Raw genomic sequence first — 16,033 nt, 5'->3', positions numbered from 1 at the left:
CACTTAAACAGCGCTAACCTGACTGCGTTCTGGCAAGACCAACCAAGCGTGTAAATAGACGCTTTAAAAGCAACGGAATAGATTCTGCACCACGTTCTTCTACCGCGCTTGCAATCGCTAACCCTAAGCCAGGTTTAGAGTGTTTATGCACTGCCTTATCAATCACTTTATTCACCGATAAGCGACTAAGATCTTGTTCTGTATAGTTCGCCGCCTTAAGGTAAATATCCGCAAAGCCATTATCAAAGAATAGATGTTCAATATCCAATGCAGGTATTACGGTCAAACGATTAACTAATGAATCATGCTCTAATAACATATCAGAAACTCGCTTAGCGTACTTTTGTCCTGCGGCATCACCATCGGTCAATACATGCCATTCGATATTCATATCTTGTGCTAACTTGATCAGCGGTGATAAACCACACTGTGCAAACTCAATCACTTGCACCCCTTCAATCACTAAATGATAGCAACAAAAGCGCGCTAACTCGGTTAATAACCAAGTCTCCGTTTCTCCTTCCACTAATAACCAAGAACGCGCAAATAAGCTCTGTGGTCGAGTCATACGCACATGAAAAGTGATACGGCGTATATCGTTATTAGAATAATAATCACGATTTAAACGATAACTAGTGATTAACCCCTGCTGTCTTACTAAGCGCTGGATACTACTTAAAGGGAAGAAAGAGAGTAGCTGGCTAGAATTAGTCGTAATCAGTTTTTGCATCGGTAACAGCGAGAAAAAGCGCCAGGTAATGGCCAAATTTACTGGATGTAAATTATTTTCTGGTTCTTCTAATAACAAGATAGGTGTCGCACCGCGTCGAAATAGATGATCTCCTCGCACGGTTATAAATTCACCCAAAATCAGTAATAACATCGCGCGATCATTTTTATTACCTTGTTTTAATAGATCATGGAAATGACTGAGCGCTTTAAATGAAAAAGGTCCTTGAGTATGGATATCATGCTGAAAGTCTACGCGGTGGTAATCAAAGCCCGCATAACGCTTAAAAAGATAGTGGTCAAATAGGTAAGTGAGAGCCTCATAACCTTGCTTCATTTTATGTTCAGAAAGTTGTTGTGAGGAGGAATTTAAACGTCTAAAAATTTGCTTAATACGTACTTCAAATTTCTCTCTTTTACTATGTACTTCTTTTAAATCACCGTCATCGATAACAACAGGGGTATCAGACCCCATACGTAATACCGGTACAAAAGATAAAAACTCACTGACTAAGTCTGATATTTCATTTTTATGAAAAAATTTTTCGTTGCCCTTTCTATCCAAAAAATAACACTTGGTTTTAATATTGCCCGAAGGGACTAATTCTCCATCTACTTGATAATAAATATAGCGTAGCGATGACTTATCACTTTCCCAAATTTTTTCGATAGTTTTATATTGTCGCTGCCGAGACTGCCCTCGCCACTGCTCTTTGAAACTAAATACCAATTGAATAACTTTATTATGACTGATGTCTGGATTTGGCGGTTGGTGAAAATCTTCTTTACAAAATTTATAATTTTTACGGGTACCCGATAAAAAAAGCGATAAAGCATCAAACAAGCTAGATTTACCCCAACTGTTCTCCCCTATAAATGCACTTAACTCGCCGATATTAAGTGATAAGCGGTTTATTCCTCTAAAACCAACAACTTCAATATGATCTAATAGCATCGCTTCCCCCTTACGATTAAAAATATCAGAAGACAAGCAGCCCTGCCTTTATTGAAAACACAAGCAACATCAAAATTAAAGTAATATTTTGTAAATTACTTTATCTAAACTCCCTATTTAATAGCACGATTAAACTATAATTAATGCAATAGAGATAAGACTTTTTTAAGCAGAAAAATGGTGTGATTTAATAATAGGTTACATTTCACAAATCGTAATTAAGGAGTTTTAAGTATGTGCAATATCCATGCAATGGAGATTATTCCTAGTCAAGCTTCCATTAATTCAATCGCGCACTACCGTGATGAGTTCGATAATAAAGATTTAAATTACAAAGAATTATTAGTGAAACTTAAGAGTGTTATTCAACAACAAAATTTTATGACGGAGCACGACACAACAGAGTGGATGCAGATGCGGGGAATTGATTATTTATCTAACCCTAAACTCTTTTGCCATGCACCACTTACCCACCTTTGCGCATTTTTAGGCGAGCTATTTAACCGCTATGAATTACAAGAACTGCAAGACAAGCTCTCTCCTGAGATCTTAGAGTGTGCCTTAACCCGTTTAGGGCAATTCAAATCATCATAACCCAGCAAGGAAAATAAAATAGGGCAATAAATAATGGTCTAAATAGGGGCCATCCCCGTATAATCAACTCAGGAAAGTAAATATGGGGAAAGCATGGATTCAATTACACAGATAGCACTCGGTGCTAGCGTTGCAGCTGCGGTAGGTTTCAAGCCTTTTGGTCGTAAGGCCTTAATAGCAGGCGTATTTTTTGGTACTCTTCCCGATCTTGATGTGATCATTGATTACGGTAACGCAGTAGATAACTACACCTCACATCGCGGTTTTAGCCACTCTTTATTTGTGCTTAGCGCACTGTCTGTATTGCTTTATTTTATTGTACTCAAGTTCAGGCCACAGCTAAGCGCGCATAAAGTTGCACTGTTCTTAGTAATATTTTTACCCTTAGTAACGCACCCGATATTAGATACCTTTACCACTTACGGTACGCAGTTATTCTGGCCGCTACCCTCACCACCTATCGCATGGCACAGTATTTTTATTATCGACCCTCTGTATACATTACCGATGTTAATAAGTGTTATTTTTTTATGTTTTACTGGCAATAAAAGGCGCGGGTTAAGACTTAATCAATTAGCACTGTTCTTAAGTTGTGTTTATCTAGCTTGGGGACAACTCAGCCAAGCAATGATTACAGATCGCATCAAGCAAGATAGCTTTGTGCAAAGTCACCCTTTATTAGTCATGCCAACGCCTTTTAACAGTATTTATTGGCGAGTATTAAGCTATCAAGAGAATGATTATTACGAAGCGTTCACTTACCTTGGTGATAAAAAACCACTGCAATGGCAACGTTATAAGACTAATCGTTATTTGGTAGAGAATTCACAGCCAGATTATTTACCGCGTTTGGAGTGGTTTAGCCATGGATGGTTGCGCTTTGATGAGATTAATGGTCAATTGCAAATTACAGATCTACGCTTGGGTGTTGCCGGATATCACCCCTTTAGCTTTGTCATTGCAGAGCAACAACAAACAAACTGGCAAGCTATCGAACCGCTACAGGTCGCGATGGATGAGGTCGAGCCCACTCTGTTATTTAAACAATTGAAACAGAAAATAGGTCTACATTTTTAATTATGGTGTGGTGGGTAATTTAGATAAACTTCCCCACCCATTACCACTTTATTTATGGTTATATCGACTCGACATATTCATTGATAATTTCCATAAATTCTTGGCCATATTTTTCCAATTTAATATGCCCTACACCACTGACATTTAAGAACTCACGTTCCGTCATTGGCATCAATTCACTCATTTCAGCTAATGATACATCACTAAAAATAATATAGGGAGGCAACTCTTCACGGTCTGCAATCTGTTTACGCAGTTGGCGTAAACGTGCAAATAACTTATTATCCGCCACACTCGCAAGCACACCTTTTTTCTTCTTGGACTTACTCACCATTTTCAGACGCGGTACCGCTAAAAAGAGCGGCTCTTGGGCTTTTAAGACCGGGCGTGCAGCTTCGGTTAATTGCAGTGCTGAACCACGTGTTAGGTTCTGCATCAATAATCCACAGTGAATTAACTGTCTTAATAGGCTCAACCAATACTCTGCAGACTGATCTTTGCCTAAGCCAAAGGTAGATAACTTATCGTGACCAAGGCTCTTGATACGCACCGTTTGCGCACCACGTAATACTTCAACAATGTGGTGCATACCAAAGTGTTGCCCAGTGCGATAAACACAGGAGAGAATCTTCTGCGCATCAACCGTGGCATCATAACTCTTTGGCGGGTCTAAACAGACATCACAGTTACCGCAGGCTTTATCACTGTATTCACCAAAATAGTTAAGCAAAACTTGGCGACGACAGGTTTGTGCCTCTGCAAAAGCAACCATGGTATTGAGTTTATGCAATTCAATACGCAGCTGCTCTTCATTATCATTTTTTTCCAACAGCGCACGCACACGAGCCGGATCAGCCGGATCATAAAAAAGCATCGCTTGTGCAGGTAAACCATCTCGTCCTGCTCGCCCAGTTTCTTGATAATAGGATTCGATGTTTTTTGGTATCTCATAATGAACTACGAAACGCACGTTCGGTTTATCGATACCCATACCAAAAGCAACCGTAGCGACCACAACATCAACGGTGTCCTTAATAAATTTATCTTGCACAGCCTGACGCTCTTCAAGCGGCAAACCCGCATGATAACAGCGCGCTTTGACACCCTGTGCTTGTAATTTTTGAGTTAGTTCTTCAGTACGGCGACGACTGGTACAGTAGATAATACCGCTCTCATCTTTATGCTCATCTAAATAGTTAAATAGCTGGCTTAATGGGCGATATTTTTCAATCAGTAGATATTCAATATTAGGACGGTCAAAACTATGAATAGCCACCAGCGGATCATCAAACTGTAAACGCGCTAAAATATCTTTTTGCGTTGCGTGATCGGCCGTTGCGGTTAATGCAACCAAGGGAATATGAGGAAAACGCTGTTTAAGCTGTCCTAATAACGCATACTCAGGGCGGAAATCATGCCCCCATTGCGAGATACAGTGCGCTTCATCAATGGCAAAAAGATTAATTGGTAAGCTTTCTAAACGTTGAACAAAATCAGGGCGTAATAAGCGCTCAGGTGCGATATAAAGCAGTTTTAATTGCCCGGTATGCATATCATTAATAATCTGATTTTGTTCTTGATAAGAGAGACTAGAGTTAAGGTAAGCAGCTGCAACACCACAACTGCGTAGCGTATCAACTTGGTCTTTCATCAGAGAAATAAGTGGTGAGATAACAAAACAGATGCCCTCTCGCGCTAATGCGGGAATTTGAAAACAAAGGCTTTTACCGCCCCCTGTTGGCATGACAACCAGCGCATCTTTACCCGCACAAAGGTGATCAATCACCTCCTCCTGACCTTCACGAAAGCTGTTGTAACCAAATACATCGAGCAGGATTTGTTGGGTGTTAAAAACAGGTTGGTGTTCAGGCATCTTCACATTACTCAAAAGCTAAAAAACTAAAAAGGCATTGTAGCTTTATAAAGCAGAAAAATCTTTACTAAACGTATCGACTTTTGCCCAATCAGTTAATTCAATATCTTGGCTTTTATCGGTACTACCACCGGTCATTTTCATGATCAATTGAATCAATAACGTTTGCCACCAGTTATAACGAGAATAGAGTAATGCACCTGCAAAAACCCCTTTCAAATGCGGTTGCCACTGCGATAACTGGTCAAACTTTGCCATATAAGCATTGTTACTCGGCAACGACTTTTCTGGTTTACGCGCCGTTAAGCACACCAAAAAAAAGGCATTAGGCAATTTATCTAACTGCGCTTTATGTTTATTCACATAATTGATTAGGTTTTTACGGAAATTACCGTAACGAATAGAAGCCCCTATTAACACTTTACTGTATTGACTAAAATCGATATCAGGATTGTTATCAATATCAAATAACTCCGCCTCACCATCAACAAGTTTATTGATACGTTCTATTATTTTTAAGGTTTGTCCATCAACGGATGAATATAAAACAAGGGTCTTTACGGTCATTTAATTTTTCCAAAAAACAGGGGTAAATAATACCAGTAGGGTGAAGATCTCTAAGCGCCCAAATAACATCGCAACCACCATCACCCATTTAGAAGCATCACCGACTTCATTAAAGTGAACAGCAACTTGTCCTAAACCAGGACCAAGGTTATTAAGCATCGCAACGGTCGCCGAAAATGAACTAATTTCATCCATACCGGTCATTAATAACGCCAACATACAGATGATAAATACTAAGGCATAGGTCGAAAAGAATCCCCACACGGCTTCGATGACACGATCGGGTAACGCTTTATTACCCAATTTAATTTTATATACCGCTTTCGGATGTACTAAACGTTTCAATTCACGCATCCCTTGCAAATTCAGCAATAAAACACGAATCACTTTTAAACCACCACCGGTTGAGCCTGCACAACCACCAATGAAGCTCGATAGAATTAACATCACCGGCAAAAACAGCGGCCAATCAGAAAAAGAGGTGGTGGTAAATCCCGCAGTGGTAGAGATAGAAACCGCTTGGAAGAGTGCCTGTGAAAAAGTGTGTTCAATCGTTTCATAGACGTTATGGTTGGTCAGCATAATGAAACAGATAGCAGTGACAAATGCCTGAATAAAGATAAACGCACGCACTTCGGGATCATCTTTATAGATATTAAAGGAGAATTTTTTGGCTGAAAATGCACTGAAATGCAATGCATAGTTAACGCCAGAGATAATCAGAAAGAGCACGGTGATAAAGTTAATCATATCACTTTCAAAGTGCCCCATACTGTCGTTATAGGTTGAAAACCCACCAATAGAGACCGTAGAGAAACTATGCCCTAATGCATCAAAAAGACTCATTCCCGCAAGCCAAAATGCCATCATACAGGCAACCGTTAAACACAGATAAACATACCAAAGCGCCTTTGCGGTTTCTGCAATACGTGGTGTCATCTTAGAATCTTTAACCGGCCCAGGGGTTTCTGCGCGATATAGCTGCATTCCACCAATACCGAGCATCGGCAATACCGCAACCGCTAATACAATGATCCCCATTCCACCAAACCATTGCAGCATTTGCCGATAAAAAAGCATCGCTTTAGGCAAGCTTTCTAGATCCTCAATCACCGTTGCACCGGTAGTTGTCAATCCAGAAAAGGATTCAAAAAAGGAGGAAGCAACGTTCATCTCAATACTAGAACTGACCAGAAATGGGATGGCCCCCACACTGCCAAGCGTGGCCCAAAACAGCACTACAATTAAAAAACCTTCGCGTACTTTGAGGTCTCTTTTAGAATGCCGATTGGGCATCCAGAGAATAAAACCAATAAATAGGGTGACCACAAATGCGGCTAAAAAATCACGGCCTCCGCCATCATCATAAAATGAGGCGATAGCAACCGGAGGCAGCATGGTCAGGCTAAATAACCCGATCAACATGCCCACAATACGAATAATGGAACGAAATTCCACGTTAGCTCACTTTAATTTTATTCTGGAAATATTTTATTAACATGCACTTTTCCTTGTGTCGCAGATTGCAGTTGTTTTAAAAAGGCTTCTGTCTGCTGCAGATCAACTTCAATCATAGCATCTACTGACTGTAGATAATTAATTTCCACAATACGTCCAACCCCAGGAACTAACAAGCTTTCTAACTGCGCCATTTGAGCATAATCACAACTCACCTGATATTGCTGATAAAAACGTTTTTCACGAGTTTCAATTTGCGGTAATAATTGCTGAATACCGTTGCTATAAGCGCGCACTAAACCACCCGTACCGAGTTTAATTCCTCCCGAGTAGCGTACTACAACCGCCATAATTTCACCCACATTACAGCCCTGCAGTAGTGCCATCATCGGTTTTCCTGCAGTGCCCTTTGGCTCACCATCATCACTGCAGCCCATTAATACACTATTCTTAGGGCTTGCTGCCACATAAGCCCAACAATGATGACGCGCATCGATATGTAATGCCTTGATAGTTTGTAGGTAATCCATCGCTTCCTGTTTGCCCGCAACAGGGGCTAAATAGGTAATAAAGCGACTTTTTTTAATCTCTTCAGTGAATGAGATAACTTTTTCAATAACCAGATAGGGTTCACTCACGAGGCGTCGCTAACCTCATATCCAGCCGCTTGCCATGCTAAAAATCCACCTTGAATTGAATACACCTCTTTAAAGCCCATCTGCTGTAATGAAATAGCAGAAAAAATACTACGAGCGCCTGAACGGCATAAAAGATAAATAGGTTGTGACGCTAACTCATCAAGCGTTGTGAAACGCTGCTGAATGCTTGGTGCACTGTCTATCTGCATCTCTAATACACCACGAGGAATTAAAGTGGCGACAGGAATTGAGCCTGAATTAGTCTCACTCACCTCACGGATATCAATAACGATAGCCTGGGGATTATGTTGTAATGTTTCATGCAGCTGAGAAACCGATAACTCTGTAACTTCACTACGTAACTTTTCTACTAATTCACGACCATTAATCGCCATATCAATTTCCTTTATCAAGGTGGAAAGGTGCTAGTTTAATTCTCTACACTGGTTTTATCAAATGGCGCCACTAAGTGCCCTTTCATTAACTCACTTAATCCATGATCAGGCACACTATATTGCCCTGAATTATCCACCAGCCAATTGAGTTGTAATAGTTTATTAATGGTCGCGGCGATAACATCGGCGATCGGTAAATCATCATTTAAAAACAGCTTTTTCTGTAACTGCAGATAGGCTTGTTCAGCGCAATCAACCATTGTGGTTAGCTCTACTGCCTGTTTTTGTTCGCTTAAACGACTAATCGTGTGGAAGATTAAACTCGGTAATACAAAAAGATGAACAATATTATTACGATAATAATTGAGCACTAATGCTTGCTGCTCAGTGCAATTAATAACGTTATCCACCAGCTGAAATTTATTTTGCGCAAGTGCTTGCTGTAATAGTTTATCGGCAGCACCATTTTCATAGGTCACTAAGCTATCTTGAGCATTCATTGATAGCCACTGCAGATGCCAACGCAATTGCTGTAAAAAACTATTTTCATCAACGCCACGAGCTTGATTAGCTAACAACACAGCAGCACATAAAGGTAATGCATTGACTGCTGCCGCTTCATTAATATTAACCATCACTTGACGGGCAATGGTGGTTACTTGTTGTTTAAGCTCTACATCAGATACGTCTCGACTGCGCCAACCGGGTAACGTTTGGTCAAAATGTTGTTTCACATTGATTGGCTCACCAAAATTAACAAACGCACGCCCAAAGTTGCCCAGTTTTTTGGCAATACCTAATACCTGCCAAATGCTTTCGTGCTCTTTCTTCTTACCCGCTTGCTCTTTAACGTAGGTATTTACCTCCATAATATGGTCGTAACCAATATAGATAGGCACAATCACTACATTACGTTCAGGCTGACGAATAAAGGTTTTTAACGAAGTGGATAATAAACCGGTTTTAGGATCCAGCAATAATCCACTGCGACTCCTGCCACCTTCGGTAAAGAATTCTATCGGGTAGCCCTGTTTAAATAACATTGCAAAGTAAGCATTAAAGACTTCAGCATAGAGTGGGCTATCTTTGAAAGTACGACGTAAAAAGAACGCCCCTGAACGCCTAAAAATAGGACCCGCAGGGAAGAAGTTTAAGTTAACCCCCGCCGCCACATGAGGAGGCACAACACCCTGCTCAAATAACAGATAGGAAAGCAGAAGGTAATCCATATGGCTACGATGACAGGGCATATAGATAACTTCAGCGCCACTTTGACATACATCTCGCACTGCCTGCGCATGATGTACTTCGATGCCTTTGTAAATATGGTTCCAAATACCTTTTAAACATAGGCGGAACAAACGCAAGCTGGAGTAAGAAAAGTTAGCGCTAATTTCGTTGAGGTAACCTCGACATTGCGCCTCAACCTGTGATTCACTGAGTTGCTCTGCTTTGGCGGTGTTAGTGATCACCTCTCGTAAATAGGGTTGTGCTAATACCGATTCAATCATCTGTTTACGATTTGGCAGTTTAGGGCCAATACTACTGCGTTTTTGAAAGTCAAAATAACGCATCGCCACTTTCGCTAATTTATGTGCGAGTTGTTGTTGCTCACCACGTAAGCTTAATTTTTTAATCGAGATAGGCTGGTTAAAGCGTACTAAGTGATCTTTACCATTTTTTAATACAATCAGCGATTTATGAAACAGGCCAACTTGCCCCTGCTGGGTTAAATCAAACCAAGATTTTTTCCCCTCTCGCCCAGGGTTTCTTCCCCAATAGAAGGTGACGGGGATAAGTTGAACCTCTAAATTTTTGTCTTTTTGATGCAGGTCGAGAAGCTGTTGATATCGAGCAAGATAAGGCGCATCTTGTAGCTGAGGTGTTTTAGGCGCGAATAATGACCAACTATGAATATAAATTAACGCGCTGATCTGTTCGCCATTGATGCTAATAGGCTGATATGGATCGGGTAATCCTGCTTTTTTACAGCTAGTCTGTAATCCAAGCAAGTCACTGGCATTATTTTGCTCAACCACATAAATGATAGGGCGCGTCAGATCCACCTTGAGTTCTTTTACTGTTTCCAGCGGGACATGATGACTTTTCACCCATAAACGGTTGATCAAACGAGAAAAAAAAGAACCTTTTGCTAACACAAAATAACCTTAAAAAATAATAGAGGGAACAATCTATAATATCATAGAAGCAAGTGACGAATGTCGGAACATCTAGAAAAGTAGATTAAAATAAACCCCAAAAATACACAAAGTTAACTGATAATGGCTAAAGTTAGCAACAATTAAAAGCAACACTTTATTACGAGTGACCTTGAGCAGACGTTTTGTTAAAGTAGCCCCCTTAGATCATTCAGCAATAGGTAACATAGCAATGCAAAAAAATAGCGGTTTAAAACGTATCATTCTAGCAACGGGTTACTCGATCCAAGGCCTTAAAAGTGCTTTTAAATATGAAGCGGCTTTTCGCCAAGAGTTATTATTAGCCGCTATCTTAATTCCACTCGCCTGTTACCTTGATGTCTCTCAGGTCGAGCGCATTTTACTGATCGCTCCCGTTATTTTAGTGATCATTATCGAAATAATTAACTCTGCGATTGAAGCAGTTGTTGATAGAATCGGCTCAGAAAAACATGAGTTATCTGGACGAGCAAAAGATCAAGGCTCTGCAGCCGTATTAATCGCACTGCTATTAACCGCATATATTTGGATTGAAATCCTATTTTTAGCATAATATCACTTCATTAATCTAATGAAATTGATGCCCCAACACCGTTAGGATTTAACATGGCAGATCAAAGCACATACACCCCAAAGGGTAAAAATAAAACCGTTTCAACGATCAAATCGGTACCGCACTCTTTTGAAGCAGAGCAAGCAATCATTGGTGGCCTATTACTCAACAATGACGCTTGGAATGACGTTGCTGAGCGTGTTGTTGAACGTGATTTTTACCACCGTGCACACCGTACTATTTTTGCCACTATCGAGAGTTTAAGCAGCGAAGATATTCCTGTTGATTTAGTAACACTGTCAGAGCAACTTGAAAACAATCAAGAGCTTGAAGGCATTGGTGGTATCGCTTATTTAGCTGAGCTACTGCAAAATACGCCAAGCGCAGCCAACATCAATAACTATTCCGACATTGTGCGCGAACGTGCTGTAGTTCGTGAGTTAATTGGTGTCGCAAATGAGATTGCTGAAGCTGGTTATGAAACCGAGGGGCGTGATAGTGCCGAGTTACTTGATTTTGCTGAGACCAAAGTATTCCAGATTGCCGAAGCACGTAGTGATAAAAGTGAAGGCCCACAACCTCTTAAAGATATCTTAAAAGAGACGGTCGCGCGTATTGATGAACTGTGTAAAAACCCTCAGGATGGTATTACCGGATTATCATCGGGTTACAACGATTTAGACCAAATGACTACAGGCTTCCAGCCGGGTGATTTAATTATTGTCGCAGCACGTCCGTCGATGGGTAAAACAACCTTTGCGATGAACTTAGCAGAGCATGCGGCGTTAAATGCAGACAAACCGACCATCATCTTCTCATTAGAGATGCCTGCAGATCAGATCATGAACCGTATGCTGGCCTCACTTGGTCGTATTGACCAAGGTAAAATTCGTACCGGTGCACTAGATGAAAACGATTGGGCTTCACTGTCATCAACCATGTCGATTCTATTACAACAAGGTAATATGTTTATTGATGATAGCTCTGGCTTGACCCCGACTGAAGTACGTTCTCGTGCACGCCGCATCGCGCGTGACCATGGCGGGGTAAGTATGATCATGATCGATTACCTGCAACTAATGCGTGTTCCATCATTAAGTGAAAACCGTACTTTAGAAATTTCAGAAATTTCACGATCTTTAAAAGCCTTAGCAAAAGAGCTGCGTTGCCCTGTTATCGCCCTTTCCCAGCTTAACCGTGGTCTTGAACAGCGTGCCGATAAACGACCAATTAACTCAGATTTACGTGAATCAGGTGCGATAGAGCAGGATGCCGACTTGATTATGTTCATCTACCGTGACGAAGTGTATAACGAAGAGAGTACTGAAAAAGGCATCGCTGAAATCATTATCGGTAAGCAACGTAACGGTCCAATAGGTAAAGTACGCTTAACCTTCCAAGGTCGCTATTCTCGCTTTGATGAATACACCGGAGGGGCTACATTCCAAGATGAATAATGGCAGCATTACGCGTGCAACTATTAATTTAAGCGCGCTCAAGCACAACCAACTTGTGCTACAACAACAGGCACCAAACAGCCAAATATTAGCGGTCATTAAAGCGAATGCTTATGGTCATGGCATGGTGCGTGTTGCACAAACGCTCTCTGGAATTTATGCATTTGGTGTTGCACGTCTGAACGAAGCTTTAGCACTACGCGCAGCAGGTATCAGCAAGCCAATTGTCTTGCTTGAAGGTTTTTTTCATGCAGACGATCTTAAAATACTTGTCGAGCATAACTTGCAAACCGTTGTTCATTCACAACAACAGTTAGATGCAATCCTAGCCAGTGATCTTAATAGTTGCTTACAGGTATGGTTAAAACTGGATACCGGCATGCACCGTATTGGTTTTCACGAGGCTGAGTTCGATGATGCTTATCAAGCACTTAAAGCCTCAAAAAACGTATCAAAACCGATACATTTAATGACTCACTTTAATTGTGCCGACGAATTAGATAACAACATTACTGCAGAACAAAACAGACGTTTTAAAACCCATATCAAATCAGATAGCGGTTTAGTCTCATCAGCAAACTCTGCCGCAACACTCGCTTGGCCGCAAACTCATGCAGATATTATTCGTCCCGGCATCGCGCTATATGGCGTTTCCCCCTTTATCGACAAGGTTGCTGAAGACTTCAACTTACAACCCGTGATGACCCTTAAATCACAACTTATTTCTGTGCGTTCTCATCAAGCAGGTGAAAGTGTCGGTTATGGAGCGGGTTGGACGGCAACGAATAATACTAAATTAGGTGTTGTCGCCGTAGGATATGGTGACGGTTATCCCCGTATGGCGCCTGAAGGCACACCCGTTCTTGTTAATGGACGCTTAGTGCCTATTGTTGGGCGCGTATCTATGGATATGTTAACCGTGGATTTAGGTGAGCACTGCAGGGAACAAGTCGGTGATGAGGTCATATTATGGGGAAAGGGGTTACCTGCTGCCCAAGTGGCAAAACATATTGGTACCATCGCTTATGAGTTAGTTACTAAACTAACTGCGCGAGTTGCTTTAGATTATGTGCAATAAACATAATTCACAGCTAATCACAGAAGTAACGCTATATGCTTATACCCTGCCTTTTCATAAACCGATGCAGTTTAAACAATACCAACTGCAGAGTCGTGACGGGCTTATTTTACAGTTAAGCATGCACAATGGCATTAATCATTTTGTTGAAATTGCGCCTCTGCCAGGCTTTAGCCATGAACGCTTAGCAGATGTTAAAAAGCAGGTGATGACACTATTAGCAAGCTCATTAGATAAGCTTTTAACCTATAAAAGTAATTACGCCAGTGTGCAGTTTGCTTTTAGTGCATTAACTATTGATAACAGTGATCAAGCTATAAAGATTGCAATGGATAACATCCCTTTATTGCAAGGCACTCAATCCCAAGTTAAACAACAATACCAGCGCTTAGATCACCCCGTATTAATCAAACTGAAAGTAGCAAGAACCTCTATTACAGAAGATATTGCCACCTTTCAATCACTATGCGAGTTGAATCCAGCATTAAAAATTCGCTGTGATGCCAATCAAGCATGGAATAAACAGCAAGCGATACAATTTTTTAGTCGCATCAATGTACAGCAACTCGATTACATTGAAGAGCCAACTAACAATCATCAACTAAATCTTCAACTTGCCGAACAATATCAAGTGCCACTTGGCTTAGATGAAACATTGCAACAGCCCAACTTTGATTATCAACATAACCAATATGTGCGCGCATTTATTATTAAACCAACCATTATTGGCGACAGACAAAAGATAGATAAATTGGTCTCGATTGCGATGCAGCAGGATATCAATATCAGTTTCAGCTCATCCTTTGAGTCGGTTGTTGGTTTACAACAATTAAAAACCTTGGCAAATCACTATGCCAACATTTATCCAAACAATCACAACTCAACTATCTCACTAGGCATTGATACATTAAAATTTTATGATAGTGCGTTATTAGTGAATGAAAAACAGATAGCAGAAGACTGCCAGAAATTAGAGGTTTTATGGACAAGCAACGAGAAATAAAAATGTTACACATCTGTCCTGTGGCGTGGCAAGCACAATACAATTCAGAACACGTTGCCGTAAAAACCGATCAATATCAGCTAACTTATGCACAACTCCATAATCTCATCAGTTCGCTCAGCTCACAGTTAATACAGCTTAATATGAACAAAGGCGACCGGCTGGCGACTATTGCTAAAAATAGATTACCTTTATATCTGCTGCAGTTAACTTGTTTGCGCAACGGCTTTATTTTTTGCCCTATCAACCCTAACTTCAGCCAAGCAGAGATAGCACAACGCTTAAATCGACTCGATACTGCTTTTATATACCGTGAGGGAGCAGAGAATAACTTATCATTGGATTTCTCTAAGACATCCGGTCAAGCACCTAATGACGCACCACTAAGCATCGATCCAAACGCAATCATCAGCATCATTTTCACTTCAGGCAGCAGCGGTTTACCAAAAGCTGTCATGCACCACTTTCGTAACCACTTTTACAGCGCACTTGGCTCACAAAGTGTCATTCCCTTGAATGTCGGTGATAATAACCTTCTCTCTCTACCGATGTTTCACATTAGTGGTTACGCAACCGTGATGCGCACGGTTTTAGCAGGCGCAACATTACTGATTAGTGAAGAAAAAATATCGGTGCAACAGTTAAACAAAACAAAAATAACCCACCTTTCGTTAGTCAGCACTCAGTTGCAACAGTTATTACAAGATAAAGCATTTCAACAGAATTTATTGCCCATCAAACACCTACTGTTAGGTGGAAGCGCTTTTCCTACAAACGTACTAACAGAAACGGGAGAACGTGGTTTTACCTATCACCTCAGTTACGGCTCTACAGAAATGGCTTCTCAAATTGCCACCTCAACCAACAACGAAACTTTAAAATTACTTCCTTATCGGTTACTAAAAATTATTGATGGTGAGATTCACCTTGCAGGGCAGACACGTTTTGCAGGTTATTTTAACGGTGATAGTCAAAGTGGACTGATTGATCAAAGCTATTACTTTGCTAGTGCAGATCTAGGTGAAATCGATATACTAGAAGACAAAGAAACAGTGAAAATCATGGGTAGAAAGGATCGGCAATTTATCTCTGGCGGAGAAAACATTCAGCCAGAGGAGATAGAAAAGGTATTACTCGCCTGTCCTTCGATATCACAAGCCTATGTATTACCTATTGATGATTGTATTTATGGTCAACGCCCTATCGCTTTTGTAAAATGGACCCATGGCGAACACCCTCAGAAACTCAGCGCATTTATCCAAGATAGACTTGTCGCATTTAAACATCCGCTACATTACTTCAGTTTTCCACAACAGCAGGGACTAAAGCCAAATCGCAGCCAATTAAGCGCACTTGCAACGACATTACTACGTAAAGAGATCCCTTAAAAATATTAATTTAGTGTAAAAACAACAGATAACACACTTTTAAAACATCACCCGAAGAGAAAAGTGACAC

14 protein-coding genes are annotated in these 16,033 nt (G+C 40.7%); 7 read left to right on the top strand and 7 right to left on the bottom strand.

Translation table 11 applies throughout. The annotated features are described in order from the left end of the window. Positions 1 to 13 precede the first annotated feature (13 nt). Complete coding sequence (locus QQK09_RS09025) at positions 14 to 1,720, bottom strand: DUF2813 domain-containing protein (RefSeq protein WP_284203805.1); 1,707 nt, start codon at positions 1,718 to 1,720, stop codon at positions 14 to 16. A 198-nt stretch (positions 1,721 to 1,918) separates the two neighbouring features. On the opposite strand from QQK09_RS09025, the gene QQK09_RS09020 reads away from it, so the two are divergent. Further along, positions 1,919 to 2,278, top strand: coding sequence for a hypothetical protein (locus tag QQK09_RS09020; protein WP_284203804.1), 360 nt, complete (start codon positions 1,919 to 1,921; stop codon positions 2,276 to 2,278). A 93-nt stretch (positions 2,279 to 2,371) separates the two neighbouring features. Next, positions 2,372 to 3,355 (top strand): metal-dependent hydrolase, encoded by a 984-nt coding sequence (locus tag QQK09_RS09015; protein ID WP_284203803.1) that lies wholly within the window; start codon positions 2,372 to 2,374, stop codon positions 3,353 to 3,355. A 58-nt stretch (positions 3,356 to 3,413) separates the two neighbouring features. On the opposite strand, the gene recQ is transcribed toward QQK09_RS09015, so the two are convergent. From recQ to plsB, 6 genes are read right to left on the bottom strand one after another with little or no spacing between them, the layout of a single operon-like run. Continuing rightward, positions 3,414 to 5,228 (bottom strand): DNA helicase RecQ, encoded by a 1,815-nt coding sequence (recQ, locus tag QQK09_RS09010; RefSeq protein ID WP_284203802.1) that lies wholly within the window; start codon positions 5,226 to 5,228, stop codon positions 3,414 to 3,416. 45 nt (positions 5,229 to 5,273) lie between these two features. Then, positions 5,274 to 5,795 (bottom strand): menaquinone-dependent protoporphyrinogen IX dehydrogenase, encoded by a 522-nt coding sequence (gene hemG / locus QQK09_RS09005; protein WP_284203801.1) that lies wholly within the window; start codon positions 5,793 to 5,795, stop codon positions 5,274 to 5,276. Continuing rightward, positions 5,796 to 7,253 (bottom strand): TrkH family potassium uptake protein, encoded by a 1,458-nt coding sequence (locus tag QQK09_RS09000; protein ID WP_284203800.1) that lies wholly within the window; start codon positions 7,251 to 7,253, stop codon positions 5,796 to 5,798. A gap of 17 nt (positions 7,254 to 7,270) precedes the next feature. After that, positions 7,271 to 7,891 carry a YigZ family protein gene (locus tag QQK09_RS08995; RefSeq protein WP_284203799.1) on the bottom strand — a complete coding sequence of 207 codons (621 nt, stop codon included), beginning with the start codon at positions 7,889 to 7,891 and terminating at the stop codon, positions 7,271 to 7,273. Then, on the bottom strand, positions 7,888 to 8,286 hold the full coding sequence (locus QQK09_RS08990; protein ID WP_284203798.1) for a rhodanese-like domain-containing protein: 399 nt from the start codon (positions 8,284 to 8,286) through the stop codon (positions 7,888 to 7,890). The genes QQK09_RS08995 and QQK09_RS08990 overlap by 4 nt, the downstream gene beginning before the upstream one ends. Before the next feature lie 35 nt (positions 8,287 to 8,321). After that, positions 8,322 to 10,445, bottom strand: coding sequence for a glycerol-3-phosphate 1-O-acyltransferase PlsB (gene plsB / locus QQK09_RS08985; RefSeq protein WP_284203797.1), 2,124 nt, complete (start codon positions 10,443 to 10,445; stop codon positions 8,322 to 8,324). A 232-nt stretch (positions 10,446 to 10,677) separates the two neighbouring features. On the opposite strand from plsB, the gene QQK09_RS08980 reads away from it, so the two are divergent. Genes QQK09_RS08980 through QQK09_RS08960 form a run of 5 tightly spaced genes read left to right on the top strand, consistent with a single transcriptional unit; the run spans position 10,678 to position 15,963 of the window. Further along, the gene (locus tag QQK09_RS08980; protein ID WP_284203796.1) at positions 10,678 to 11,037 is read left to right on the top strand and encodes a diacylglycerol kinase; all 360 of its coding nucleotides are present in this window, start codon (positions 10,678 to 10,680) and stop codon (positions 11,035 to 11,037) included. A gap of 53 nt (positions 11,038 to 11,090) precedes the next feature. Continuing rightward, entirely contained in the window at positions 11,091 to 12,494 is a 1,404-nt protein-coding gene (gene dnaB, locus QQK09_RS08975; RefSeq protein WP_284203795.1) for a replicative DNA helicase, read from the top strand. After that, positions 12,487 to 13,572, top strand: a complete 1,086-nt coding sequence (gene alr / locus QQK09_RS08970; protein ID WP_284203794.1) for an alanine racemase — start codon at positions 12,487 to 12,489, stop codon at positions 13,570 to 13,572. Before dnaB ends, alr begins: the two co-directional genes overlap by 8 nt. Next, the gene (gene menC, locus QQK09_RS08965) at positions 13,562 to 14,575 is read left to right on the top strand and encodes an o-succinylbenzoate synthase (protein WP_284203793.1); all 1,014 of its coding nucleotides are present in this window, start codon (positions 13,562 to 13,564) and stop codon (positions 14,573 to 14,575) included. The genes alr and menC overlap by 11 nt, the downstream gene beginning before the upstream one ends. Then, positions 14,554 to 15,963: an AMP-binding protein gene (locus QQK09_RS08960; RefSeq protein ID WP_284203792.1), complete on the top strand. Its 1,410-nt coding sequence runs from the start codon at positions 14,554 to 14,556 to the stop codon at positions 15,961 to 15,963. The genes menC and QQK09_RS08960 overlap by 22 nt, the downstream gene beginning before the upstream one ends. Positions 15,964 to 16,033: the final 70 nt, after the last annotated feature.

Origin of the sequence: Psychromonas marina (genome assembly GCF_030161115.1) — a bacterium.
GTDB classification, from domain to species: domain Bacteria; phylum Pseudomonadota; class Gammaproteobacteria; order Enterobacterales; family Psychromonadaceae; genus Psychromonas; species Psychromonas marina.
This window is presented reverse-complemented; position numbering and strand designations above follow the sequence as displayed.